Source organism: Undibacterium sp. KW1, assembly GCF_009937955.1.
Lineage (GTDB): Bacteria > Pseudomonadota > Gammaproteobacteria > Burkholderiales > Burkholderiaceae_D > Undibacterium.
This window is the reverse complement of sequence record NZ_AP018439.1, coordinates 4,703,875-4,729,238: the sequence shown is the minus strand read 5'-3', so window position 1 is coordinate 4,729,238 and position 25,364 is coordinate 4,703,875. Positions and strand designations below refer to the sequence as shown.

Genomic DNA, 25,364 nt, shown 5'->3' with positions numbered 1-25,364 from the left:
TGAGAAATGTAGATGCCGAAAAAATACTGACGCCCGGCATGTGAGGTTTTTGATAATGTATTTTTAAGTGAATGATAAGAAACGAGTCAGGCGACCGCATATTCAATGGACGAACGGCGCATTGCCATCCACCTACACCCGTCCATCTTCTGCGATGCAGGAGCTAATGCGCGACCTTGCTCTGTGCTTCTGTGCGCCTGTGGTGATGCAGTGAATGCGCGTGGCATGCCAAACGCCTAAGTAACGTAGTCTGTTCGCATACAGCTTTCTCTCCAATTTGGTGCGAGGTCTTGAAGCACCGCAAACACCCAGACACCCAAACACCCAAACACCCAAACACCAAAAAATAAGGCCCCAGGTGTTACCCCGGGGCCTTAATGCCGTTACTCTTCAATCAAATCAGGACGTGCCTTAACCCTGTTCACGATCTTACTGCGCGGGCGTGATCGAGGTTCATGTGCTGCTCAACATGCTCATGTACTCGAGACATTCCGCTGTTTGCGTTGCTCTTCTCCTCGCTGACGCCCACTCGCTACAGATTGTGTACAGGTTCTTAGTCCGTTGCGACCAGGCTCAGGCCACTGATCGCGCTATAGGCCTTGACCATGACATAGTAAGTGCCGCCTGCTGGTGAATTGATGGTGATGCTTTCATTGTTGCTGGCGCCATCAGATTTTTGCAGGTAAGACGAGGTCGTTGGTGCAGAGCCCAGTTTGACATACAGGTCAGCGTCGCCAGTGCCACCGCTGGTTTTGAATGTCACTGTTGGGCGGCCAGCAGGTACCACGAAGGTATAGACCGATGATGCGCCAGAGGCCAGGCTGATGCCTGTGACTGGTACGCCATTGTTCAATACATTACCTGGTGTGCCGGTCTGGTAAGTTGCCACCAGGTTGACGCCGTTGGATGTCGTATAACCATTCAGCAGGACATAGTAAGTGCCTGCTGTTGGTGATGCGATTGTCACGGTTTCAGTGCTGGTAGAACCATCAGATTTTTGCAGGTAGGTCGTGGTCGTTGGAGCAGAACCCACTTGTACATACAAATCAGCATCGCCTGTGCCACCTGTGGTTTTGAAGCTCAGGTTAGTCGCGCCGGCTGGCACTGCAAAGGTATATACCAGGTTGGCACCTGTTGCCACGTTGATGCCTGTGATCGGTACATCCTTGACCAGTACATTTGGTGGTGGCGGTGTAGAACCCATGGCGGCGGCAAAGTTAGCCATGTTCAGGCTACCAAAACCACTGGCATAATCCCAGCCTGCCTTGGCGCTATAACCACCATTGCTGCCGGTGGTGACGTCGTGGAACATGCCCGGTGTGCTGGCTGCTTTTTGATAGATCGCAGCAGCAGGGAAGGGCAGGCTGTTATTGTTCATCGACTGTACACGAGCCCAAAAGCCGGTGAAGATAGGTGCAGCCAGGCTGGTACCACCGATCTGCTGGTTGGAACCATTGACGATCACCAAAGCGCCACTGGCAGGGTCAGCATTGAACGAGATATCTGGCGTGCCGCGTTTGGTTGCAGAACCCAAAACGCCAGAACTGATTTGCCAGCTAGGTGCTGATTCTGTCAGGGATGGCCCGCCACCAGCGCCGCCGCTGGCAGATGCCTGGCAATTTGCCGCCGTGGTGCAAGACCATACCGATTCAGATACCCAGGTTGTGCCAGAAGTATTGAGCAAGGTACCACCCACCGAGATCACATAAGGTGAAGCCGATGGATAGCTTTGCGAAGTACCTGGGCCACCGCATTCATACGCACCAGAGTCACCGGACGAGACTGCAAAAGTCTGGCCCTGTGCCACCGCTGTCTGGAATATCTGGTCATTACTGGCCGTGATACCACCATTTTGCGCATCGTTTTCACACATACCCAAAGACACGTTGATGACCTTGGCCACGTTGTCACTGACCGCGCGGTTATAGGCTGCCGTGATGTCAGTCAGGTTCAGTGTGTTGGCTGTGTAGAGCACCATCTTCTTGATCGTGCCGCCTGCAGTTGCCAGCGCATCTTGCGTATCCATATTCCATTCACCGACACCGGAAGTGTCAGTGCTGGGTGAACCTATCGTCACGGTTTCCACATTCGCAGTCGGGTAACCGGCTTTGCTTGTGAACGTGTTCAAGTCCTTGATGGTCTGTGTCATGCTGCCTTGCGTGATAATGCCTATGGTGGCATTCACAGCGCTGGGCAGACCACTGGCGTTATAGATCGCCGAGAACTCGGTAGGATTGTGCCCGGTGCTGGCCAGTGTATTGGCATTGGGCCTGACCAGGTGAGTGCGGTAAGTGTGCACGTTTTGCAGACCATGCACAGCCAGCACGATGTCAGACAGCGATTGCGGTATCTGTGCATCTGTCGTGTTGGCATGCACAGTACGGCCATCAATGCTAAAGGTTTGCAGGTCAGTGTTGAACGCCGTTTTTACCGTTGCTGCTGCACCATTTGCAGTCACCAGCATGCGGTTGTCAGACACCGTGATGTTGACGAAACCGCTGGCCTTCAGGTAATTCACGACCGATTGCACCTGGGCTGTGGTCGGTGCAAAGCGGTTCATGAATTCGGCATTCGAAATCGTCTTCACGTTTTTGCCGTTCAGGATGCCGGTGGTGATGGCATCAAGCTCAGCCTTGTTACGCAGCTTCAGGGCAACCGAAATCTGCGTTGGTGTGCCCGCCTGCATCAGCGTTGCCACTGACTTCGACGATACCGTTGTAGGTATCCTGGTTGCCTTGGTCGCTGTTGGCGCCCATTGTTCGGCAGATGCCTGTGCCGTATTGAACAGCATGGCAACGGCCATGGAAATGCCGGTTAGTAGTTGTAGGTTACTGCTGGTACGCATTACTTCTCTCCTTGTTTTTTTGATACGAAGTATGTGACCGAAGCTTGTTGGCGGCGTCGGTCTGGCTAAGTACTCATCCCCATTCTTCCCAAAACAGGGATGGATGCACAGACAGAAGCGGTGTATCCGCACCGCTTTTACCCTACATCCAGAGACACCCAGGCAGGCTGCGCGAGGCCCGCCCTTCGTCCCACATTGCCATGCAGGCAATTGATCATTTTCCCCACACAACAATTCTTTCAGGCAATAGTAAGACCACTTGCGCATGGCAACAGCCGCGCAAGACGATATTCACTGCCGAATTTTTTATAGGCACTGGAACTGTTCAATACCAGTTTGCCATTTTGTAACAGAGCCAAATTATTGACATTCTTTAACAATATGTCAAAAGCAATAAGTGTTTATGTATAGACAAATTTTTTTAATCATTTACCTTGAAATTGATGAAAACTTATTTTCATAGAGGAAAAGATATACTTTCATTACTGAAAAGGAATGTGTGAGCAGTAGAAAATGGTTGTGAAATTGCAACAAAACCGTCCCAAAAAGCGCATATCCATCCCCATTTCCTGTGCCGGTTTGCGCATTTTTTGCGGTCGTTTATGTAAAAAAAACAGGCAAAAATGGATGTTGTGATACAGCTTTTTAGCGGATTTCTTTTTGTGTGAATCACATCAACTAAACAGACGCAGAATTAGAATTTGGCCTCTAAATTTTTGGGCGCCGGATGTACTTGGAACGGTGGTTTGAGCAGCGCTTGTCGGTAAAAACAAATGCAGCAAGCAAGTGTGTGGTCGTGCTTTTTAATGTGCAGTTTCTGGTGTTGATAAATCATCTGCGTGCCAAGTGAGCTGATATCTGCATTCAGGTCGCCTGAAAGGCAGCGCAAACATGTCATTAGGGTTGGCGAGCGTGGGGCATTCTATGATAATCAGGATTGTCGGTATTGCTCAAGGCGTGTTCTCAGCCAGTAAAGTGAACGCTAAGGGGCATTGTTCTCCTCAGTCACCAATGCAGAAAAAAGTCGAAAGTAACATGTCCGTGTTAGTTACCATGCCCGCGATAGACATCATCATTGTGATCGTTTGCGTAGATACGGTACGTGGCGTTATCGCATGCGTAGTCCGCTTGCATCCTATACGTGCAGATCAAAAAGTATTGCTTCGTTAAGTACAATCGTAAGCAGACTAGATAATTGCTGTGGTCTTGGGCGCTTTGCAGGAGCTGTTGTATTTGTTGGGTGCGCCCTGCGCAGCTTTGCCAGAGTTTATTTTTCCTGTGCTAGGACATATCCAGCAGGTTAGGTACTTGCCGAGATGTATGAACTTGTAATGTGTCGAATACTGTTTTTAAATCGCTGGAGAAATATTGGTGTCGCATTCAATGCACTACATGATCTAGCGTAGTTGGCTACATTCGGTTGACCGCATAAACCTTGTACTTATTTGTTTCGGTGTGCGAGATTGTAGTCATTTGCATGAGGTCTTCAGGTACGATACAAGGCCGGGATGACGATTAATAATTTGATTTCTATGAGGGAGGACTCTTGCGTCAAAAAATACAAGATTTAGTCGCGTCACAGAGAGAGGGTGATTATTGGGATTTCAAAGAGCGCCATCATGAGAATAAAGCAGTTTTGTTACATGATATTTTGTGTTTGGCAAATACAATTACCAAATGCAATAAATATCTTATCTATGGCGTATCTGACCCCTCGAGTGGCTGTGAAATAAAAGGCGTGCCTAGTGAAGGTAGGCGGTCTCAGGCTGACATAATAGATTTCTTACGTTCGAAAAATTTCGCTGGTGATATTAGGCCCGAAATTGAATTGCGAACCCTAATAATGGCAGGGGTAGAAATTGATGTCGTCATAGTTTTTGACCATCCGAACAAGCCATACTATTTGACTGAAGATTATCGTGATAATGGTAAAGTAGTTGAGGCACACCATATCTACTGTAGAAATTCAGACACGAATACACCAATAACATCCAGTGCCGATTTGCGCAGGATCGAAGCCATGTGGCGCGAGCGATTTGGCTTGGACTTACAACCTGCACAGCGCATGGAAGAACTATTAAAGCATCCAGACGATTGGGAAAAAGATTTTAGCAATGGAAGATTCTGTTATCACAAATTTTACCCTGAATATCAAATAGAATTTGGTGAGGTGAAGGCATTCAAAGACGTATATAGCTACTTTTACATAAGTGAAAAGTCGTTTATTGGCACAGCTAAATTTCGATATCTAAGTACAGTTCTTTTTACGTTGGCGTACGTGTGCTGTGATGATTCTCGTATAGAATTTGTTGATCCCACCAATGCTAGTATTAGGACTAAATCACGCGAAATTTGGTATCAGTACTTTGAGTTAAACGGACGGGACGGTGCATTTTTGTACTTCATGACCAAAGGGACTTATGATTTTCATTCACCTATGAGTCAAGCGGCTTTTATTTTATATAAAAGTGAGGAGCAACGACGATTATTTGAGACTTACGTCAAAGAAAACCTATCTGCGCTTGATGCTCAGCCAGAAGATGAAATAGGCAAAATTCGTAAGAATAGAATTGCCCAAGCAAACGAAAATTTTTATTTCGATCCAGTGGAAATGATTAAGCTAAAAAATTTGTTTGATATCTGGTCGATGCAAAAATCTTAGCAAAGCGCACACAGGTACGATTAACGCAGCGTAATCGTACGCATGTTGTGCAGACTGTATATACAGTCTGATCCAAAAAAGAAACATTGACGTCATTGGGATGGGGGAGAAAACTCTTCTGAAAATGGCCATATGATGTGAACACGATTTGTACGATTACGCTGCGCTAATCGTACCTACGATCGCAACTACCCATCGTACCCACTGACAACCAGAAAAACTCACCATGGCAGAATCCATCATAGTCCATCTTCGTACTCAAGACCGTCAGTTTGTTGATAAGGTAGTTGATCACATGGCGACTCCCATTGAGTATGTAAAACAGACATGGCGATACCCCGATAGAGAAGACTACACTCTGACTATTTATTTTTATGATGACATGCTCACTGAGTATGAGCCTGAAAACATAACCAGCGTCACAGAGGCACTACAGGGCATGCCAGGCGTATCGCTGGCAATAGAGATGCGCAGGGTTAGCGCCAACAAAGGTGTGAATGATGCCAGTGCATTCGCGCTGCGGCTCATCAGTTTCTTGCCCGGAGTTGTCGATGATACTTATTCTGCGATCTGGACGCTGCAAGAAATAGCATCGTTCGCCATCAAGAGCGATGGCGGATTTCTTGATTGCTACAGAACTATACAGTCAGGCGGGTAGTGTGTGTAGTTCGGACTTACTGCAACCAGCTATCATAAAATTGAGAAGTGAGATGAGCTCATGAGTAATAGCCGCCGTAAAAACCCTGTCTGGGGCCACTGTGTTTGCCAAAGCGAGAAGGAAGAAAAGAAGCGCTGGCACAGTCGCTGGCGTAGCACTGAACGTGTGGCACTTGTCAGTGCAACACCAGCAGGGTTGGACGCTCATTTGCCTGTGCAGGAGCGGCAAGTCAGCAATGTATGGAAGATGGGTAAGGACGGGCATTCCTATCATTCTGCGCGCGACATGGCCGCTGCGGCTGAAATTGGTGCCAATCAAAAGGGGCGTACTCCGCAGGAGCGGGCGGCATTGAAAAAGCGTTTTCTGAAGAAGTGGATGGGCAAATAAGGGCCGTGCAAAATTCTATGTTTTGATGAAAATTCTGTCGAATATATTTCAATGGCGCTGGTAAATTGAATTCCATTCTTAATATTGTGGATTTGGCATTGCATAAAAATACAGGAGCCAGCAAAATTAAGAGAGAATGACCGCATAAGAATTTGCATGCTTTAAGTATGTCCAAGTCCTAAGCCAAGTCAGCAGTTTGTTACCTTTCCCCATCGAATTACTATGCGCCTTGTTCTGAAGTTTTTTCTCTCTCTTTCCCTTGCTTGTTCATTCCTAACGACTGCCCACAGTGCAGAAAACGGCAAGCCTGGTTTGCCCATGCAGCGTGCCAGCTTTGAGTATCACAGCGCGTTTTTAATGAACCTGCACCATTTTCTGCTGGATGTGTCGGTCAGTAACAAATCACTGCAAGAGCTGCCATGGGATAACAAACCTGCCGAGGCAGAATTTGCCATCCTGAAAGACGCCGTTGATTTTTACCTGGCTGATTATGCCAAACGCGATCCGCTGTTTGACGCGACCATGCAAGGCATCAAGCGTGGCCTGAGTGTAGATGACCAGCGTCGTGACGCCACTGGCCTGGCTATTCCGGCGCCGCTCATTGCTGTGTTGAACCGGGTTGCGCCCGTGTATGCGCGCTGCATTTGGGCATCGCAGAACAAAAGCAACCAGGACTGGATCAAGCAGACTAAACAGCTGGACGCAAGCTATGGCAAGGAAATACAGGCGCGCATAGAGAAGTATATGGTGCATGCTTTTCCGGTCAAGCCCATACGCAGTGATATCGTCGTGCTGACGGGTACAAGGCAGGGCGCCTATACCGATGAACAGATCATCATGCCCAGTGGCCGCCCAGATTATCAGGGCCTGGCGGCGCTGGAAATGCTGTATCACGAGGCATCGCACACTACCGTTACTGACACCCTGGTCGCTGCCATCAACGACAGGATGAAGGCCGCGCATCGTCAAGGCGAGTCTGACTTATGGCATGTGCTGCAATTTTATACGGTGGGTAAAGTGACCCAGGATGTGCTCAAGCAGAGCGCCAATCTGGACTACCAGCCCTACGCATTGAAGAATGGCCTGTATCAAAAAGCCTGGCCAGAATATCTGGATTTGATAGACCAGGTATGGGAGCCTTATCTGGAAGGCCAGTTGAATTTCAAGGACGCGATAACGCAGGCGGTGGATCAGATGCCAGCGGAAAAGAAATAGTGATGTAGGGTGCGTCTTGACGCACCTTATGTGCGTTTGCCTTGAATTTTTCTGATCGAAAAGTGAAGTAGGGTGCGTCTCGGCGCACCTTTATGTACGTGGGTATTAAAATTTTTTGATCAATAAGCGGTGCGTCAAGACGCACCCTACGGGCTGCATAATTTGCTACGAATTGTACGATTACGCTTCGCTAATCGTACCTACCGCTTTACAGACCTACCGCTCTATCTTCACTCCACATACTCAACCCTGTTCCTGCCTTGTTGTTTGGATCGGTACAAGGCCTGGTCGGCGTGCGAGATGAGTTCGGCGGCTGTCATCGGGTGTTGTGGATCAAAGGCGATGACGCCAAAGCTGCTGGTGACGGCGATGGACTGGTGTTCGCTGATGATGATTTCTTTTTCGCGGACTGATTTGAGCAGTCTTTCGATGAGGCCTTTGCCATGTGCGACATCAAGCCCGGGGATGATGATCAGGAATTCTTCGCCACCATAGCGGCCAACCGCGTCTGACTGACGCACGGTGGCATTCAGGCGGCGCACCACCTCGACCAAGACGGCATCACCAGCAGGGTGGCCGTAGGTGTCGTTAATGCGCTTGAAGTGATCGAGGTCCAGCAGGGCCAGGAGCAAGGGCGTTTGCTGGCGTTGTGCCTTGCCCAGTTCCATGTCCAGCATTTCCAGCATGGCAGAACGGTTCCAGGCAGATGTCAGGCCATCACGCAAAGCGCGCACCTTGAGTTCTTCGCGGGATATTTCCAGTTCACGTGTGCGTTCTCGGACGATGGCTTCAGTACGAGCCTGTAGCTCGGTCAGCTTGCGCAGGCGATAGCGGTGGAGGGTAAAAACCAGCATCAGCATAGCGGTGGCAAGCAGCGTGTAAAACCAGATGGTTCTCCACCACGGCGGCTGTATGATTAGTTCCAGCGATTTGACCGCCGAGGTTTGCTGGGCATCGGCATTGCTGACAAAGTATTCAAAGCGGTAGCTGCCAGGTTCAAGCGCGGTGTAACGCACTTTGGGTGTCGTTGAGCTTGACCAGTTTTCTTCCAGCCCGCTGAGCCGGTAATGAAATTCCAGCGCGCTGCGGTTCCTGAAATTAAGGCTGGCCAGCACCAGTTCCAGCGGCTGTGGTGACCAGGTCAGCGCCAGCGGTTTATCGCTGGCATAGCTGTTGCCATCTCTATGTATGCTTTCTATCAGGGTATTGAGCTCATGCTCTTTAAACAGGTTCTCAGGTTTGAGTATGTGTGAGATACCGTTGCTGGTGGCCACCCACATGGCGGCATCGCTGTCTTCATAAAAGCTGTGGCCATTGGTTTCGTTCCAGACGAAGCCATTGCTTTGATTGAATAGCCGCCACTGTTTTTTATTCCAGACGGCGATACCGGCATCGGTACCTGCCCACAGCCAGCCACGGCTGTCTTCCAGCAAGGAAAAGATGATCTTGTTCTTTAAGACGGGAGACTCTTGCTGGCGTAACTGCAAGACGCCGTTGTTGACGCTGGCACTGGCAGTGGCACGTAAAAGGCCTGCGTGACGCGTACCCAGCCACAAGTCATTCTCTACCGTGCAACTGATGGCGGACATATAAGGTGACTGGCCGTTGTAGCGCACTTCGAAAGTAGCCCAGTTTTTGCCATCAAAGCGCAGCAGTTGATCGCGTGCCATAAACCAGATGTTGCCGTTCGGGCTCAGGCACAGATCCCGAAAATTGACGCCCTTGGGAATCTGCAAACCATCCAGGCCAGCGGGGCGCACGACATTGATCTTGCTGGCACTGGCATCAAAGACGAACAAGCCTTCTATGGTCGCCAGCCAGATGTTGCCCTGGCGGTCTGGCAGCATTCTAAAAATCTGGGGCAGGCTTGCCAGTTGTTGATAGACCCGCGCCTTTGCGTCGAAACGCATCAACTGTCCGAAATAAGTGCTGCCCCATACCACGCCAGAATTGTCGACCACCATGCCTGACCACTGATGGTCCAGCTTTTCCAGTCTGGCATTCATGCTACTGAATTGCCGTTGTCCGGGACGTAGTTGTGCCGGGCCAGAGCGTGTACCTATATGCAAAACCCCGTCCTTATCCCTGACCATGGAAAGAGCAACATCGTCAGGCATGCCTTGCGCCATGGTCCAGCTTTCCCAATTGCCAGAACCCAGCCATTTGATCAGGCCCAGCCCGCGTGAACCCAACCACATGCCACCATCTTTGTCATACAGTAGGGCAGTCAGGCCGCCTGCTATTCTTAAGCCATTTTTCCGGTCAAAATTGTCCCAATGGTCTTTGTTCCAGCGTATCAGTGACTGGTCGGCATTGCTGAGTATGCGTCCTTCTGCATCGGCCGATATCCAGGTGACCAGGCCTTTTTTATGCAGGATGTCGCCGTGCGGTGTTCTGTCGGTGAAGTGTTTTTCGCTGGCCTGCAGAACCACGATATGCTGCTCGCCCCTGGCCCAGAGTTGCCCGCTGTTGTCGCGGTGAAAACTCAGCCACTGGTCGCCCGGTACACCTTGCGCTGCATCCCATACATGAATTTGATTGCCTGAGTATTGACAGATCGATGAACCGCAACCCAGCCAGAAATCACCGTTTTTTTCACGATAAAGACCATACAGGGTATCTGGCGTTGCTTGCGCGAGATGTTGCTGGTTCGGAAGTATCACCTGCAACTGCGGCTGGCCGCTGGCCATGTTCAGCGCATACAGATGTTGCTGGCTGATGAAGTACAGGCTGCCGTCCGGTGAGGAATAGAATTTCTGGCCAGGTGCAATCGGCAGTTTTTTGCCATTGTGGAGCATAGGCACAAAGCGCTCGCCCTGCTTGAGAAAGAGGCCTTCATTATTTCCCACCCATAGCCGCCGCTGCTCATCCACGTACAAGGCGGCGATGAATGGATCGGGCAAGCCTTGTTCCTGGGCGTAGCGACGAAATTCTGCGCCGTTACAGCGAAATAGTCCGTTCTCTGTGCCCACCCACATATAGCCGTCAGCATCACTCGCCATCGCCGTGACTGAGAGATTGCTCAGACCGTCGAGCTGGGTGTAGTAGCGTAGCGGTATTTGTTGCGACCGGGCAGGTACTACCCATATCGCCAGCGTTAACACGAACATCAACTTCAATACGACCATCAACTTCAGTATCTTGCAGCGGGCAAAGCGAGGTAAGAATTGACCTGTGTAGCAATACAATTTCGCAACTCCTTAAACTTGACTAGGCGTCATTTTTTTGACTATCTGGTGCGATTTGACATGCAAGCGAAATTTTTGGTCACGCAAATGTCATAGAGTTGCCGGTATGAAAGCTACCGATTTTCCATGGTCAGGAAATTTTCTCAGCGGGGCGGAAGCATGTCACAAAAAGGGTAAACACGCTACATGGATCGGCAGTTTTTGATGAAGCAAGCATCGACTTGCGTATCACGCTGCTCAAAAGCGTGCTGCACAGTCAATGATTGTGGTTGTGAAGTGGATTATATCTACTTGGTAAATTACGTATGATGATGACGCAAGATAGACCTAAATAGATGATGACCTGGATTTGGCACGAGTTGTTTTCCACGAAGAGTCAGCTTGGTGCTTGCCACTTGCCTGTGTAGAATCCTGCTAATTGCGGTTCTGTCAAGCTATCCTTGAAAATTCAAATGAAAAATCCTGGTGCTGTACTCACACTTTTGTTCGCTGCGCTTGCCTCATTCAAATTCTTTATGGCATGGGAGAGCGTAGCGTTCAACCTGACATTGTTTGATTCAATATTTACCAGCGTAATGGTGATGGCTTTTCCGCAACTGATGTGGCTAGTGGTGACCCAATTTGCCAAGTCGATGGCGCAAATCATAATCGGTTTTATCGTCTTCTTTATTTATGCCGCAGTGTATTTGTATTGTGGTTATATTCCTGGCATCCCTTCCATCGCGGACGGAGAAGCGGGAATTCAATCAGGCTGGCTTTTCATTGTGGAATGGCTATGCGCAATATTCTTTGCAGTACCCTTTGTATTGTTACGGAAAACGGCAAAGTGAGCTTAGCTACGGTTATCAGCGATACTGAAATTGCCTTGGGGGTGTAAGCCATGCAAGTGCGATGGATGCAGCCTTATCTTACGCATGACGTGCCCGTTGCCAGCACGACGCTTGCATGCGGCTGCATACAAAGAACCGTAACTCCGCTTATTTTAATAATACAATCATATAAAATCCACAACGCTATCAATAGCGGTCAACAAATTTTGCCAGCCCCTCATCCATACATCCGATAAGGAAACCAATGCGCACCAGCCATGCACTGCCCGCCATATTGAGTTTGTTCCTGATTTCTCTTACAACTGCGCAAACCAGTACGGCTGCAATGCCTGATAAAAATGCAGTCCTGTCGCCCGCTGCTGAAGCTGCACTGAAAGATAAACTGCAAACCATGTTCAACACCGCCTGCGCCAAAGATGAATTCTCAGGTGCCTACCTCGTCGCAAAAAACGGCAAGATCATCAGTGAGGCGGCATGTGGCGAAGCCAGCAAGCGCTACCATGTCGCTAACACGATAGACACCAGGTTCAATGTGGCCTCGGTCGGCAAGATGTTTACTGCGGTGGCCATAGGCCAGTTGGCAGAGGCGGGGCGTTTGTCGTATGCAGATACTGTCAGCAACTATGTGGATGCTAGCTGGTTGTCGCCTGAAGTGTCGAAAAAAATCACCATAGGCCAGTTGCTGTCGCACACATCGGGCCTGGGCGATCTTTTCAATAGCACGTTTCTCAACGGCCCGTATATGCAGATGGTCGCGCTGCGTAACCTGGACGACTACAAGCCATTCACACGTGAAGCGAGGCTGGAGTTTGCTCCCGGCAGCAATTATTTGTACAGCAATATGGGCACGTTTTTACTTGGTGTCATCATAGAAAAAGTCTCGGGACAAAATTATTATGACTATGTGCGCCAGCATGTGTTTATGGCGGCAGGCATGAACAGTACAGATAATTATGTCAGGGATGAGGGAGTAGAAGACCTCGCTACCGGTTATCTGGGCAAGCAAGCCGCGATGGCAGGCAGAAAAGAAAACACTGTCCTCATACCATTGCGCGGCGGGCCGTATGGCCTGGCTTATTCGACCACGCATGACCTGCTGCGCTTTGCCAACGCACTGCAGGCAGGCAAACTGCTCAAGCCAGCGACGCGCCAGTTGTTCTGGCAAGACCAGAGCGCAGGCCGTGCAGACAAGGGCAGCTATGGATACTGTTTCGAATTAAGCACAGGCCCGCTGGGCAAGGTCGTGGGACACAGCGGGCAGTTCACGGGGGTATATAGCAAGCTCGACATGTATCTCGATGCGGGCTATACCGTGGTCGTGCTGTCCAACTATGAGCCGGGTCAGCAGCCATTGGCGGGGCGTATTGCTGCTGTGCTGGAGAGTGTGTCAGGACAGTAGGGTGTGTCAGTACAGTTCTCGCAGTAAATCAGCATTGGCTATTGACAGCCTGGATCATCTTGATATAGCCTAGTTTCTCGGTGTGCCGCTGGCACCCATCCATTTTTTGACAACAATCATGCAAACTACTTTGTATCCACGCATAGCAAGTACGCCGGAGCCACGCTCCCTGCGTAGCTTCGCCTGTGGCTGCGAGGTTTTGTCGCTTGTTGCCCGCATTAATAATAATGATTCCAACTCGAACCCGGGCTGGAGTCGTTTCGCTGTATTTGATTAGTATCAGATTAAATAGCGAACACCACGATTCAAAAAGCCCGGAGATTCCGGGCTTTTTCATTTCCGGAATCCGAAGGCGGCATTTTTATCAACCCGCAATCAAAGGAGCAGGACATGTTTACATTCGAGGAAATCGCAGTACAGGCAGGTAAAAAAGTAAGAGTAGAAGGCTTTGTGGCGACCACCCGCATACAGAGCAAAATGGCATTCGTCATTATGCAGTCGGGCGCGAGCAAGGTGCAGGTCGTGGCATCGGGCGCGGCGCGTGAACAGGCGAAGGCCTTGATGCAGCAGGCGTATGCGGCAGTTGAAGGCATAGTCGTTTCATCAGCGCAGGCACCAGGCGGCTTTGAGATACAGGCAGAGTCGATTGAGCTGCTGTCACCAACGATACAGTGGCCTATATCCAGCGATAGTGAAATTGGCACCAGGCTGGCATGGCCAGCAGCGCGCTTCCGTGATCGCAAAGAGGCGCTGGCGCTGATCGTTCAGAGCGAAATCGAAATGGAGATGACCAGTTATCTGAGGAGTCAGGGTTTCATTGGCATTCATTCACCCAAGCTCATGGGCGCGCCGTCTGAATCTGGTTCAGAGGTGTTTGAGGTCAAGTACTTTGGTGAACGGGCTTATCTGGCCCAGTCACCGCAGATCTACAAGCAAATTGCCATCATGGCGGGCCTGGGCAAGATTTATGAGGTTGGGCCAGTATTCAGGGCAGAACCGAGTTTTTCTTCGCGCCACGCGACTGAGTTTATCTCCTTCGACGTGGAACTCGAAGGTGTTAAAAGCGAAGTCGAGATCATAGAACTTGAGTGCGCAATGATCATTGCCGCCTTGCAGCAGGTGATCACCAGAATCGGCCCTGAGCTGGCTTTGCATTACCCCAAAGCGACAGTGCCAGCCGCTTGTCATATTCTCGAATTTGCCGAAGCGCAGGCTTTGCTTGGTGTATCCGGCGACGAATCACTGAGTGCCGAGGAAGAGCGAAGACTCGGTGCGATGATGCAAGAGCAGGGCCACGAGCTGGTGGCACTGACCCGTGTGCCATGGAAGCAAAGACCGTTCTACCATAAGCGTGAAGGTGAACGCCTGACACGGAGTTTTGAGTTGCTGTATCGCGGCGTAGAAATTACCACGGGTGCCATACGCGAACACAGATACGATGTCCTGATGGCGCAGCTTGCCGAGAAAGGGCTGACAGGCAAGGGCCTGGAGTTTTATCTGGAATCATTCAAACTGGCAGCACCACCACACGGCGGTTTTGGCCTGGGCCTGGCACGCTTGACTGCCTTGTTTCTGGGTTTGCCGGGGATTAAAGAGGCGACGTTTATTCACCGGGGGCCGGGAAGGCTGGCGCCTTGAGAGGTCTTGCATGGGAAGAGAGATGTCACTGGCTGGCCTTGATGCGGGTAGGGTACTGGATTTTTTTATCTATCCTGCGGCAGGATAAAATGTTGCGCGATATTATCTTGATGCTAAAGTGGCGTCAAGGATGTGCGCTTGTGCGAGCAGATTGGAAGTGGCAGATATTCAATCTGCAAAATCCTTGGCCATTTCAGGAGTACGGATTTTGCGCAGATGTATCCCGGCCTGCGCTGGGATGAGGTTGCGATGGGGGCGGATCATCAAACTTTACGCTGCTAATCAGACCCTGAACTTAAAGTCGTCATTCCAGCGCAGGCTGGAATCTACCGGGCTGGCGCGCCAGTGGCGTTTGTCGCTATGGTGTGTCGCTGCTATTGCCGTATCGTTCCGCAGTAGGGTGCGCCGTGCGCACCAATTTTTAAATCCGGCGATTTGAAAATACAAACGGTGCGCACGGCGCACCCTACTGGTTAATCAGCTGCAGTGGCAATGACATTTCGTGTTTATCCATAAACCCGATCAACGCCATCGCAACTTCACAAAGCCCCCACCCAGGCCAGTGCATCATCCGCAAAATGCCGTAGCAAGCGCGCCAGTTCGCGCACGTCTTCTTTCTTCCAGTCGCTCAGCATTTTTTCTATGATCTTTTGCCGCGCGCTATCGAGCGCATCTGTCATGACGCGGCCTTGTTCGGTGATGACGGCGGCCTTGACGCGGCCATCTTGCGGGCTGGGGCAGCGGCTGACCAGACCCAGGCTGTCGAGCTTGGCGATCTGGCGGCTGACAGTGCTGTGGTCGCGGCCCACCAGCTCGGCCAGCTCGACTATGCCTATCGGCCCCAGGCGTTCTATGCGTACCAGCAAGGGGAAGAGGGCGCGGTCAAGATCGATGCCCGCCGCCGCAATGAGGGCGGCATCCGGCTGCGGGCGGTTCAGCACGCCGGTGATATCCATCAGGGCACCGCGCAGTTCGCCAATTTCTTTCTTCATTTTTCCTTGTCCTTGCTCATTTCAATATATGTGTATAATGCACGGATATTCGGGGCATCCATTTTGGCCAAATCTGAATAATTTCAGCAAAGGATAGCAGATATGAAAGCAGCAATCGTAGTAGAAGCAGGCAAGCCACCCGTCTATGGTGATTTCAAGGAGCCAGTCGCAGGTGACGGCGAGGTGATTGTCAAGGTGACGGCAGCAGCGCTCAGCCCCGTGGTCAAAAGCCGCGCCTCGGGCAGGCATTATAGTTCTGCAGGCAGCCTGCCGTTTGTGGTGGGCATTGATGGCGTAGGGCGTCTGGAAGATGGCAGCCACGTCTATTTTGCCCTGCCGCAAGCGCCCTTTGGCAGCATGGCTGAAAAGACCGTAGTCAGGGCTGCGCAATGCATAGCCCTGCCAGATGCACTTGATGATATCAAGGCGGCAGCCCTTGCCAACCCTGGCATGTCGGCCTGGGCCGCCATGCAGGAGAGGGCAAAACTGGTGGCGGGCGAAACCGTATTGATCAACGGCGCAACTGGCTCAGCAGGCCGCCTGGCAGTGCAGATTGCAAAGTACCTGGGCGCAAAGAAGGTGATTGCCACGGGCCGCAACAAACTGGCGCTGGAGGCACTGCAAGCCATAGGTGCAGACGTGATAATCCCTCTGGGCGATGATAAACAAGCCATGGAAGAAGTCTTCAAACAGCAGTTTGCCGGGGGCGTAGATGTGGTCGTCGATTACCTGTGGGGGCAGAGTGCAGAATTGCTGCTCATCGCCGCCGCCAAGGCAGGCAAAGAAGCTGTACCCGTGCGCTTTGTGCAGGTGGGTTCGGTCAGTGGAGAAGACATCAATTTGCCAAGTGCGGTGTTGCGTTCATCCGCCATCGTGCTCATGGGCAGCGGCATAGGCAGCATCCCGTCCCAGCGCCTGTTCAAAGCGATAGGCGAAGTCTTGCATGCTGCCGTGCCAGGCGGGTTCGAGATCGCGGTGGAGACAGCACCCTTGTCTGCGGTGGAAGAGAACTGGGGCAAGGATGCCAACATGCCGAGGCTGGTGTTTACGATGGCGTGATGGCTTTGGCGAAAGTTGCGCCTGCACTAATCTGCTTGAACAAGCGCATTGTTTACCGTATCTTTGTTGCCTGTATTAATGACACAAGCGGTGGATACCGGTATGGAAATCAGTTTTGCAAAATACCAGGCACTCGGCAATGCCTATCTGGTTGTTGATGCATCTGCCATGGAAATTGGCACGGACGAGATCAGGCGTCTGTGCGATTTTCGTACTGGCATAGGCAGCGACGGCGTGTTGTTTGGCCCTACTTATCCTGATGATGCCGACTTTGGTTTGCGCATCATCAATCCAGATGGCAGCGAGGCCGAGAAGAGTGGCAATGGTTTGCGCATCTTTTGCCAGTATCTGTACGACCAGGGGTTGGTTGGCACGCAGGTGTTCACTGTCAAGACCAGGGGCGGCATCGTGCGGGCCAGGGTTTTTCCTGAGCAGCAGTTAGTGGAAGTGTCGATGGGGCAGGTCAGTTTCGATTCAGCACAGATACCCGTGGCAGGGCCGGTGCGTGAAGTCCTGCTGGAAGAAATCGCTGTTGGTCAACGCAGCGTGCAGGTATCTTGCGCGACGATAGGCAACCCGCATTGCGTGGTGCTGACAGATACGCTGGGAACAGAGCCTACCGAATCCCTGGCGAGAGAACTGGGCCCTTTGCTGGAACATCATCCACTCTTCCCTAACCGCAGTAATGTGCAGTTCCTGCGCGTGCTTGATCGCCAGAATATACAGCTCGAAATCTGGGAGCGTGGCGCAGGTTACACCCATGCATCCGGTAGCAGCAGTTGCGCCGCCGCCTCCGTGGCGCACAGGCTGGGGTTTGTTGATGCGAACCTGACGGTGCACATGCGGGGTGGCGACATTGCGATTACCATCTCGCCTGATTTTGAAGTCACGATGACGGGGCCGGTGCAGGTGGTATGCCGTGGCGTGCTTGTAACGCGGGAGTCAGCCTGACTTACTCGCCGCAGCAAATGACGCCCGCATCGTATCGTATTGCATCGACATTTTCTCTTGCGCTCCGTGGTAGCCTAAACTATCGTTTTGTTAGATCATGATTACTCAGCTTTTGATTCCTCACCCGGTTTTCACCGGGCCGCAGGCAATGGCGGGATCTTGAGAGATGGTCTTCACGTAAGGATGCAGCGCTGTGGCGCAGATATTGCATGGCTTGAGATGATAGAAAATCCCTGATTCAGCATACGCCTCACAACACCGCCTGAGATCATCACAGGTTCAGATCAATGTTTTCATTGGGGATGGCGCTTTCATGCGTCTCGAGCTTTTCAACTTCGATGATCGCAACTGCGACCAAAATCTCCCACTGTTTTCAAAATAGTAATACACTTCTGCCTTCGATACGCAAACTGTTGCCGGCATGGATGCTTATATTCATCCCTTTGTTTTCGCGGCCAGCTTCATGCACAACATGCACCATGACGTAACATGACATACAAAAAGCACTGTAAGGAAATTGATGATCAAAGTCACGCAACTACAATTTGAGTATGGCAAGAAGCGCGTCTATGACGACTTTTCGCTGGCGCTGGACAAGCCTGGAGTGTATGGCCTGTTTGGCCGCAATGGCAGTGGCAAATCGACGCTGCTGAAGATTTTGTCAGGTTTGCTGTTCCCGCATGGCGGGCAGGTGGAGGTGCTGGGCTACAGGCCAGCGGCACGCTTGCCGACTTTTCTGGAGCAGGTGTATGTCGTGCCAGAAGAGTTTCACCTGCCGGACATCAGCATGGCCGTGCTGCAAAAGACGCATGCGCCGTTTTATCCGCGTTTCTCAGGCAGTGATTTTGCGCAGTATGCCGATATCTTTGAAATCCCGCATGACAAGGGCTTTGCCGCGATGAGCCTGGGCCAGAAAAAGAAGGCCGTCATTGCCTTTGCCCTGGCAACGCACACGCCTCTGCTGCTGATGGATGAGCCCACCAACGGCCTCGACATTGTCGGGCGCTCGCAATTCAAGATTATCCTTGGTGGCAAGGAACATGCGAACCGTACCGTGATCATCAGCACCCATCAGGCACATGATCTTGAGAGCCTGATGCATCATGTGCTGTTCGTTGATGGTGGCAAACTCGCACTGTCAGCCAGCATGCAGACACTGCAACATGCGCTGCAACTCGGCGTCACAGACGACCAGGCGGATACCGCAGGCAGCATTTACCAGGAAGCTTATGGCCAGCAATGGGCATATATTGCGCGCAATACCACGGGTGAACCGGGCGCTGTCAATCTCGAATTATTGTACAAGGCGCTGAGCATCAATAAACAGGGTGTGCTGGATGCGGTGGCAGATTATTTGCGGCCGCAATCCCAGCCTCAGTTACAAGCTGCCAAGGAAGAGCAATGACAGATTTTTTTGACATACAACGTTTTGGCCGCCTGCTGCGCGCCCACTGGGCCGAGAGCTGGCGGGAATATGTATGGTTTGCGGGTGTGCTGGTGGGGCTGGACCTGGTAGTGATGGTGTTGACAGTTTCTCTCGATGGCTTTCGCAGTAATTATCAGTTCACTTACGGTGGGCAGGCATTCTGGTATATGACGGGTCTCTGGGGTTCAGCATTGATTTTTGCGTGGCGGCATTTCAAGTACCTGCAAAATCCCGGTGCCTGTCTGATTGCCTTGATGCGCCCTGGCTCGGTATTTGAAAAATGGCTCATGGCTTTTCTGATGATAGGTATCCTGTACCCACTGGCTTACAGCCTGTTGTATGTGGCGATACATTATCCCGTGGTGCAACTGGCCAAGGCGGTGACGGCGAGCATGACGGTCTGCGAGCATTGCGAAAAGGATTTCCGATTTTTCTTTCCCTTTGTGACAACCAGCAATGCCAAGGGCGTTGACGAAACGCACCTTACCCAGGCATTTTCCTTTTTGCTGCTGTCATTTGCACAGGCGCTGGTGGCTGGTGGCGCGGTTTACTTCAGGCGTTCGCCCGTGTTGCGCACGGTACTGGCGACTTTTTTCCTGGGCATACTGACGCTGCTGATGGGGATTGCTCCGCAAACCGGTATATTCATGAGGGATTACCGTTACACCGAAGATTACATTTATACGCCGATGGAATATGCACTCTCCATCGGCTTGTGGGCAGGTGTGCCTGTTCTCTTGTGGATTGCACTTTATTTTCATATCAGGGAAAGGGAGGTGGCATGATGTCGCGTCTTTTTTCCAAAGCAGGCGTCTGCTTATTTGCGTTCACCTTTGTCTGGTACCTCGCAGGCAATTACATGCTGGGCTATTTGAACAAAGAGCGGCTGGCAGCGGCCGAGAACATACACATCAAGGAACAATATGCTGACCTGGGCCAGCATACCAGAGTAGTGATCGATACTCAGCTTGCAATTCATCGAGGTGTAGGAAAGATCAAACTCATCTTTGAGCCTGGCATGACGCAGGCAAAAGTCAGCAACCCGAATTTGCAGATTGCTGTCAGCATGCAAGCGGCTGCTGATGCCTTTCACATCAGATTAAATTCGAGCAAATCGGACATGAGGCATTACAGGACTGGGGAGTTGGAAATCCGTCTCCCGGTGAGTGTAAGAAGGCTGGAGCTTACCGGTGCTTCAAATGCAGAAATCTCGGGCAGTTTCACAGCACCTGATACCTCGCTGGAATTGCTCGTCCGTGATTGCGACTCTCATATAGAGGTCGATAGTTTGAAAGTCAACCAGCTCAGGCTGGTATCTGCCTGTGTATCACCACCAAAAAAAGAATGCTGTGCTATCACTTATTCTGTGAAAGAAGGCGCGCAGATCAATCAACTCGACGTGCAAATGCCTTTTGGTGATCTGGATGTACATCCAGGGCGCGTGCCACAGCAAATTTTGCTGGACCTGGGTGAAAATGTAAAAATAACCGGGAAACCAGAATTTTTCAGATTGGCGCGTTTTGATAAAAAAAAATAAATGTCAGTCATTGACTTCATCATTTTTTTATTTGCATTTAAAAACTGTCATGAAAATACATAAAATTTGCATACTTGCATTGGTCATTTTTTTGTCTAGCAATATGGCCTTGGCGCAATGTGAAAATGAAGAAGCTGTACGCATCACGGCTGCGAAAATGAAAGCGGATATCTCTGCCAATAAAGCGCAACAGAAAACAAGGCTTGATGAGACTCTGCAATCATTTAATGTGAAGACAGATGCGCTTGGATGGACAAAAGTACAGAAATCTGAATTCTTGAAGAAAATGCAGGAGAACGGACAATACGTATATCTCAGCCTGAAGCTTCAAGAGCAACAACTTTCCGTGATGATGGTTCAAAATGAATTAGGCGCAAAAGATGTCAAGGATGATCCCGTGCAAGCATGTACTGTCGCACTGAAATACATTCCTTTGTTCCTCAAGATCACTGAGTTGAATGAAGAGTTATTTGACTTCATGAAGAAGAAAATTGAGGCTATAAAATAGCCAGTAGCGGGCGTCTTGACGCACCGTTTTTCTCTTTTATCCATCCTGATGATTGACGATATGGTGCGTCAAGACGCACCATAAAAAAACGACGCCATGCAGTTTGCAGGCGTCGTTTTTTATTGTTCCTACGCGCGTAACGCATGAACCTGGTGATCGGTTGACAAGCTACCTGCCATTTAGAGCAACAACACTAAGCCCCATGCCCTGTGGTTTCTTACGTCAACGCAATGTAGCTGGGCGGCGTTTTTGGCTTACGTAGCGACACTACGAAATGAAAAATCAAGCAAGCCAACCCAAACATAAAGAGGGAAATATCATGAACAAACTGATCACCGCCATCATCGCTTCCACAGTTGTTATGGGTAGCGCCTTTGCACAAACTCCAGCTTCTGCATCTGCTACTGCTGCTTCCAAACCAGCGACAGCCGCAGCAGCGAGTGTAGCGAAATCTGCTCCGGCAGCTAAAGTAGTAGCCGCTTCTGCATCAGCCAGTGCTTCTGCAGCAGCACCAGCAGCATCTGCTCCTGAAGCCAAGCCAGCAATGCACACAGGTGAAAAAGCTGCCAAGCACACCAAGAAAGAAGCAAAAGCAGCAGGCGCATCTGCCGCCGCCAGCGCAGCATCGAAATAAGTTTTAGTCAGAAATAATCAGTAATTTTGGAACACCTGCCGGCAGCACGAGCTGCCGGTGAATCAAGTTAAAACAAACAAACCGCTCACAGACATATTAAGGATTATCACCATGAACAAACTCATTACCGCCCTGATCGCTTCTACTGTTTTGATGGGTAGCGCATTTGCACAGACACCTGCAGCGACAACTGCTACGCCAGCAAAAGCAACACCAGCAGTGACGGCAGCAACCCCAGCAGCCACAGTCACAACAAGCACAGCAACTCCAGCGGGTAAGGCAGTAACGACTGCAATGGCAACAAACACCACGGCCGCAGCTACATCTGTAACTACACCTGCAACTACGCCGGCAGCTACACCAGCAACGCCAGAAGTCAAAACTGCAGCAGTGGAAAAAACAGCAGAGAAACATGAGAAGCATGCCAAGCATGTCGCCCATGAAAAGCATGCCAAGGCAAAAACTGAAGTGAAGGCAGATGCCAAAACTGAAGTCAAGCCAGAAGTAAAAGCCGAAGTCAAAACTGACACAGCTAAAGTTGCCACAGCAGGCACAGGCAAGACTGCAACGCCAGCAACAAAATAAGTTGCCAGGTTTTTAGCAGCAGGCAATATCAGGTCTGAAAAAAAGACGCTTCATCATTCGCGATGAAGCGTCTTTTGTTATGCGCAACAGATGAGCGAGGTATCAGCGTGCTGATGCCACCAGCTTGATCCCCAGTGCCATCATGACACCACCGGCAACGCGGTCCAGCCATTGTTTGTAGCGCAGGTAAGTCGTGCGCGGTTTTTCTGAGGACAGGGCAACGGCGACTATCGCATACCAGCTGGCTTCTATGATGAAGACACAAGACAGCAGCAAGACATCAAAGCCCAGGCTTTGCGTGGCAGGCATGAAGGCGGCGAACACGCTGGCATACACGATCGATGTTTTTGGATTGCTGACCTGGGTAGTAAAACCCAGCAACAGCGACTTACGCAAATTGCGTTCACACGATGCTTCAGTAGCGGCAATCTGCAAAGGTTCAGCCGCACCGCGCCAGATTTTGAAGCCCAGGTATGCCAGGTACAGACCACCCAATACCTTGAGTGCGATAAACAGCACAGGCAAAGCCAGCAAAATGCCCTGCAAGCCCAGCAAGGCCGCCAGCGCAAACAGCGTACCACCCATGCCCATGCCTATCGCAGCACTGACACCTTCAGCGCGGGTTGATGCCATGGCGGTGCGGGCTATCATCACAAAACTCGGGCCGGGGCTGACCACGCCGACAGTGAGTGCGGCGCAGATGCCGAGAAGGGGAGCGTAATTTTCCATGGGTGTCCTTGGCTGTTGGTCGGGAGAGCTTATTTTATCCTATTGAGGATAAGGCCCCGACAGACCACAATCTAGAGGGGCATATTTCGCGCAGGCTACAAGCCATATGCCTTTATGACAGGGGTACTGACTATCGCCAGGAGCCAAGAAATCCAGCATGCAATGCTGACGAATGCGACAAACTTGTGAATAGGACCAGGATAAGGCTTGACCAGGCCAAGTCGCTGCGCGACGAAAATAATGAGTTGGCTGCCATTGGTGCTCACTAATGGCAGTAAATTACCAGCAGCCAGTTTGGCAGCAGCGATACCCAGCAGGCTCAGAAAACTGCTGGTCTGTATCAGCTTGCTAGCTGTGTGCAGCAGGGTCTGTGCCGTGTCAAAAGGGGACAAAGCACCCGTCACAAATTGCGTGGGAAATGTGCAAAAATCTTGCCATGCGTCTGCGCCGTTCAGTGTCGCAGCCAGTAACAGCAGGACGGTGCAGCCAGGCAAGATGACCAGTATTTTCCGCATCAGACTTAACTGGTCAAATGCAAAGGGTAGATCGGCGTCGCTGACGAAGTGTTCCTGGCTGTCCAGAAATTTGACATAGCCATTGATGGGGATGAGCTTCAGGATAAATTTTTTATACCTGAACAGCACTGGTCCCACGCCTATGGATATTTCCAGCACCCGGACACCAGCCACCCGACCTGCCGCAGCTATGCTGAACAGGTGTACGAACAGGCAAATGTAAACAATGAAGAGAAGATTGAGCATGGCAGGTGAGATGGGAACAGGGCTGGCGCAATTGTAGCCTGTATGGCAGGGTTTGCGATTTGCTTTTTTTTATCTCAGCTCATGCGGCGTATTGCAATATGCCCTGCTTTATCAATTGCAGATGGGCGGCTTGCGTGCTTATAACAGCGCTAGACGAATGCGACGAACGCCACTGGGTTCCAGCCTGCGCTGGAATGACGACTTTGAGAGTAGGGTTGAAATGAAGCTGGAATGACGACTTTAAATGCCCGGCTGGATTAAGGCCGGGAAATTTGACAAATCTCTATGTTAGTAATGTCATCCCAGCGCAGGCTGGGATCCATGTGAGCAAGGTCCGTTGAGATGGAACGACTACCAACTTGTAGGGTGCGCCGTGCGCACCGTTTGTGTTTCCAAATCGCTGAATAATATCAACGATGGTGCGCACGGCGCACCCTATCAGGAACTTACCCAGCCAGCTTGCGATAAACAAACTCCGCCAGAGCCACATCTTCCACCCCTACACCTATTGCCTTGTAGAGAATGATGTCAGATTCATTGCTGCGTATGCCTGCGCCTTGCACCACATCGGTCATCTCCAGCACATCGTCCCATGCAAAGCTGTTCTTGTCGCACAGGAGCAAATCACCGGCCTCATAGGCGGCCTGTTTTTTCCATTCAACGACGATCTTGCTGGCGCGGCGTATCAGGGTGTCATCGACTTCGCGGGTGTCGGGTTTGCTCGAACCGATGGCGGCGACAAAGGCACCGGGTTTGATATCATTGCCATCAAACAGCGGCGAGGCTGATCGTGTAGCGGTGAGGATGACGTCGGCCTGGCTGGCGGCTTCAGCAGCAGTGGTGGCGCGGGCGGGGATGCCGTATTGCGTGGCGATGTGCTGTGCAAAAGCATCCTGTCCTTCTATGCCGACCACCAGCACTTCGCTGAAGTTGCGCACTGCCAGCAGGGCGGGGACGTGGGCGCGCGCCTGTATGCCGGTGCCAAAGATGGCCAGGGTGGTGGCATCTTGCCGCGCCAGTTTGTCAGCAGCGACAGCGGTGACGGCAGCGGTGCGGAATTCTGTCATGGTGTCGCCTTCCATCACGGCCAGCAGGCGGCCATCGTCAGCCGCGAACAGCACAATCACGAACGTGAACTTGCCATTGATGGTGGAGTAAATCTTGGCCCCGGCAGCATTCAGGCCGGGGATGACGGCACCCATGGCGCTGAGCTTGGTTTTGCCGCTATCTATGCGTACCCGCTCCTGCATGGCACCTGCTGTGGCGTAATGCGCAAAGGCCTCACGCATGACGGTGATGGCGTCCTTGACTGTTAACAGCGATGCGACTTGTTCATTAGTGATGACTTGCATGTGGTTTC

The 25,364-nt window shown here is 51.1% G+C and carries 23 protein-coding genes; 17 read left to right on the top strand and 6 right to left on the bottom strand.

All coding sequences use genetic code 11. The features are described from left to right. Positions 1-553: 553 nt before the first annotated feature. On the bottom strand, positions 554-2,845 hold the full coding sequence (locus UNDKW_RS21100) for a pre-peptidase C-terminal domain-containing protein (protein ID WP_162060321.1): 2,292 nt from the start codon (positions 2,843-2,845) through the stop codon (positions 554-556). Between the two features lie 1,035 nt (positions 2,846-3,880). On the opposite strand from UNDKW_RS21100, the gene UNDKW_RS30870 reads away from it, so the two are divergent. The 5 genes from UNDKW_RS30870 (at position 3,881) to UNDKW_RS21080 (ending at position 7,767) form a co-directional block, all read left to right on the top strand. After that, complete coding sequence (locus UNDKW_RS30870) at positions 3,881-4,015, top strand: hypothetical protein (RefSeq protein ID WP_255431516.1); 135 nt, start codon at positions 3,881-3,883, stop codon at positions 4,013-4,015. A gap of 376 nt (positions 4,016-4,391) precedes the next feature. Then, positions 4,392-5,507, top strand: a complete 1,116-nt coding sequence (locus UNDKW_RS21095; RefSeq protein ID WP_162060320.1) for a helix-turn-helix domain-containing protein — start codon at positions 4,392-4,394, stop codon at positions 5,505-5,507. A gap of 226 nt (positions 5,508-5,733) precedes the next feature. After that, on the top strand, positions 5,734-6,165 hold the full coding sequence (locus tag UNDKW_RS21090; RefSeq protein ID WP_162060319.1) for a hypothetical protein: 432 nt from the start codon (positions 5,734-5,736) through the stop codon (positions 6,163-6,165). 60 nt (positions 6,166-6,225) lie between these two features. Continuing rightward, on the top strand, positions 6,226-6,552 hold the full coding sequence (locus tag UNDKW_RS21085) for a hypothetical protein (protein ID WP_162060318.1): 327 nt from the start codon (positions 6,226-6,228) through the stop codon (positions 6,550-6,552). 318 nt (positions 6,553-6,870) lie between these two features. Then, entirely contained in the window at positions 6,871-7,767 is an 897-nt protein-coding gene (locus UNDKW_RS21080; protein ID WP_232063072.1) for a hypothetical protein, read from the top strand. Between the two features lie 230 nt (positions 7,768-7,997). Here UNDKW_RS21080 and UNDKW_RS21075 read toward each other — a convergent pair whose 3' ends face one another. Next, positions 7,998-10,895: a diguanylate cyclase gene (locus UNDKW_RS21075; protein WP_162060316.1), complete on the bottom strand. Its 2,898-nt coding sequence runs from the start codon at positions 10,893-10,895 to the stop codon at positions 7,998-8,000. A gap of 512 nt (positions 10,896-11,407) precedes the next feature. Between UNDKW_RS21075 and UNDKW_RS21070 the strand changes: the two genes are divergently transcribed. The 4 genes from UNDKW_RS21070 to UNDKW_RS21055 all read left to right on the top strand — a co-directional run bounded on the left by UNDKW_RS21070 (position 11,408) and on the right by UNDKW_RS21055 (position 14,822). Beyond that, positions 11,408-11,785: a hypothetical protein gene (locus tag UNDKW_RS21070; protein WP_162060315.1), complete on the top strand. Its 378-nt coding sequence runs from the start codon at positions 11,408-11,410 to the stop codon at positions 11,783-11,785. A 244-nt stretch (positions 11,786-12,029) separates the two neighbouring features. Continuing rightward, positions 12,030-13,184 carry a serine hydrolase gene (locus tag UNDKW_RS21065; protein WP_162060314.1) on the top strand — a complete coding sequence of 385 codons (1,155 nt, stop codon included), beginning with the start codon at positions 12,030-12,032 and terminating at the stop codon, positions 13,182-13,184. A gap of 118 nt (positions 13,185-13,302) precedes the next feature. Further along, positions 13,303-13,461, top strand: a complete 159-nt coding sequence (locus tag UNDKW_RS21060; RefSeq protein ID WP_162060313.1) for a hypothetical protein — start codon at positions 13,303-13,305, stop codon at positions 13,459-13,461. 113 nt (positions 13,462-13,574) lie between these two features. Next, entirely contained in the window at positions 13,575-14,822 is a 1,248-nt protein-coding gene (locus tag UNDKW_RS21055) for an amino acid--tRNA ligase-related protein (protein WP_162060312.1), read from the top strand. Between the two features lie 539 nt (positions 14,823-15,361). On the opposite strand, the gene UNDKW_RS21050 is transcribed toward UNDKW_RS21055, so the two are convergent. After that, on the bottom strand, positions 15,362-15,814 hold the full coding sequence (locus tag UNDKW_RS21050; protein WP_162060311.1) for a MarR family winged helix-turn-helix transcriptional regulator: 453 nt from the start codon (positions 15,812-15,814) through the stop codon (positions 15,362-15,364). Between the two features lie 102 nt (positions 15,815-15,916). Here UNDKW_RS21050 and UNDKW_RS21045 point away from each other — a divergent pair, with 102 nt between their 5' ends. The 8 genes from UNDKW_RS21045 (at position 15,917) to UNDKW_RS21010 (ending at position 22,514) form a co-directional block, all read left to right on the top strand. Further along, on the top strand, positions 15,917-16,873 hold the full coding sequence (locus UNDKW_RS21045) for a zinc-binding alcohol dehydrogenase family protein (RefSeq protein WP_162060310.1): 957 nt from the start codon (positions 15,917-15,919) through the stop codon (positions 16,871-16,873). 102 nt (positions 16,874-16,975) lie between these two features. Then, complete coding sequence (dapF, locus tag UNDKW_RS21040) at positions 16,976-17,824, top strand: diaminopimelate epimerase (protein WP_197892961.1); 849 nt, start codon at positions 16,976-16,978, stop codon at positions 17,822-17,824. 520 nt (positions 17,825-18,344) lie between these two features. Then, a complete protein-coding gene (locus UNDKW_RS21035) occupies positions 18,345-19,229 on the top strand; it encodes an ATP-binding cassette domain-containing protein (protein ID WP_162060309.1) in 885 nt (294 codons plus the stop codon). Continuing rightward, positions 19,226-20,035 carry a hypothetical protein gene (locus tag UNDKW_RS21030; protein ID WP_162060308.1) on the top strand — a complete coding sequence of 270 codons (810 nt, stop codon included), beginning with the start codon at positions 19,226-19,228 and terminating at the stop codon, positions 20,033-20,035. The genes UNDKW_RS21035 and UNDKW_RS21030 overlap by 4 nt, the downstream gene beginning before the upstream one ends. Next, positions 20,032-20,787 carry a hypothetical protein gene (locus tag UNDKW_RS21025; RefSeq protein WP_162060307.1) on the top strand — a complete coding sequence of 252 codons (756 nt, stop codon included), beginning with the start codon at positions 20,032-20,034 and terminating at the stop codon, positions 20,785-20,787. The genes UNDKW_RS21030 and UNDKW_RS21025 overlap by 4 nt, the downstream gene beginning before the upstream one ends. A 49-nt stretch (positions 20,788-20,836) precedes the next feature. Further along, positions 20,837-21,295 carry a hypothetical protein gene (locus tag UNDKW_RS21020; protein ID WP_162060306.1) on the top strand — a complete coding sequence of 153 codons (459 nt, stop codon included), beginning with the start codon at positions 20,837-20,839 and terminating at the stop codon, positions 21,293-21,295. A 319-nt stretch (positions 21,296-21,614) separates the two neighbouring features. Continuing rightward, positions 21,615-21,929 carry a cell envelope biogenesis protein TolA gene (locus UNDKW_RS21015; RefSeq protein ID WP_162060305.1) on the top strand — a complete coding sequence of 105 codons (315 nt, stop codon included), beginning with the start codon at positions 21,615-21,617 and terminating at the stop codon, positions 21,927-21,929. A gap of 111 nt (positions 21,930-22,040) precedes the next feature. Beyond that, positions 22,041-22,514 carry a hypothetical protein gene (locus UNDKW_RS21010; protein ID WP_162060304.1) on the top strand — a complete coding sequence of 158 codons (474 nt, stop codon included), beginning with the start codon at positions 22,041-22,043 and terminating at the stop codon, positions 22,512-22,514. A gap of 102 nt (positions 22,515-22,616) precedes the next feature. Here the strand turns inward: UNDKW_RS21010 and UNDKW_RS21005 are convergent, their stop codons facing one another. The 3 genes from UNDKW_RS21005 to UNDKW_RS20995 all read right to left on the bottom strand — a co-directional run bounded on the left by UNDKW_RS21005 (position 22,617) and on the right by UNDKW_RS20995 (position 25,356). Beyond that, positions 22,617-23,243: a LysE family translocator gene (locus UNDKW_RS21005; protein WP_162060303.1), complete on the bottom strand. Its 627-nt coding sequence runs from the start codon at positions 23,241-23,243 to the stop codon at positions 22,617-22,619. Positions 23,244-23,338: 95 nt separating this feature from the next. Beyond that, entirely contained in the window at positions 23,339-24,004 is a 666-nt protein-coding gene (locus UNDKW_RS21000) for a site-2 protease family protein (RefSeq protein WP_162060302.1), read from the bottom strand. Between the two features lie 446 nt (positions 24,005-24,450). Further along, positions 24,451-25,356 (bottom strand): ornithine cyclodeaminase family protein, encoded by a 906-nt coding sequence (locus tag UNDKW_RS20995; protein ID WP_162060301.1) that lies wholly within the window; start codon positions 25,354-25,356, stop codon positions 24,451-24,453. Between the last annotated feature and the right edge of the window lie 8 nt (positions 25,357-25,364).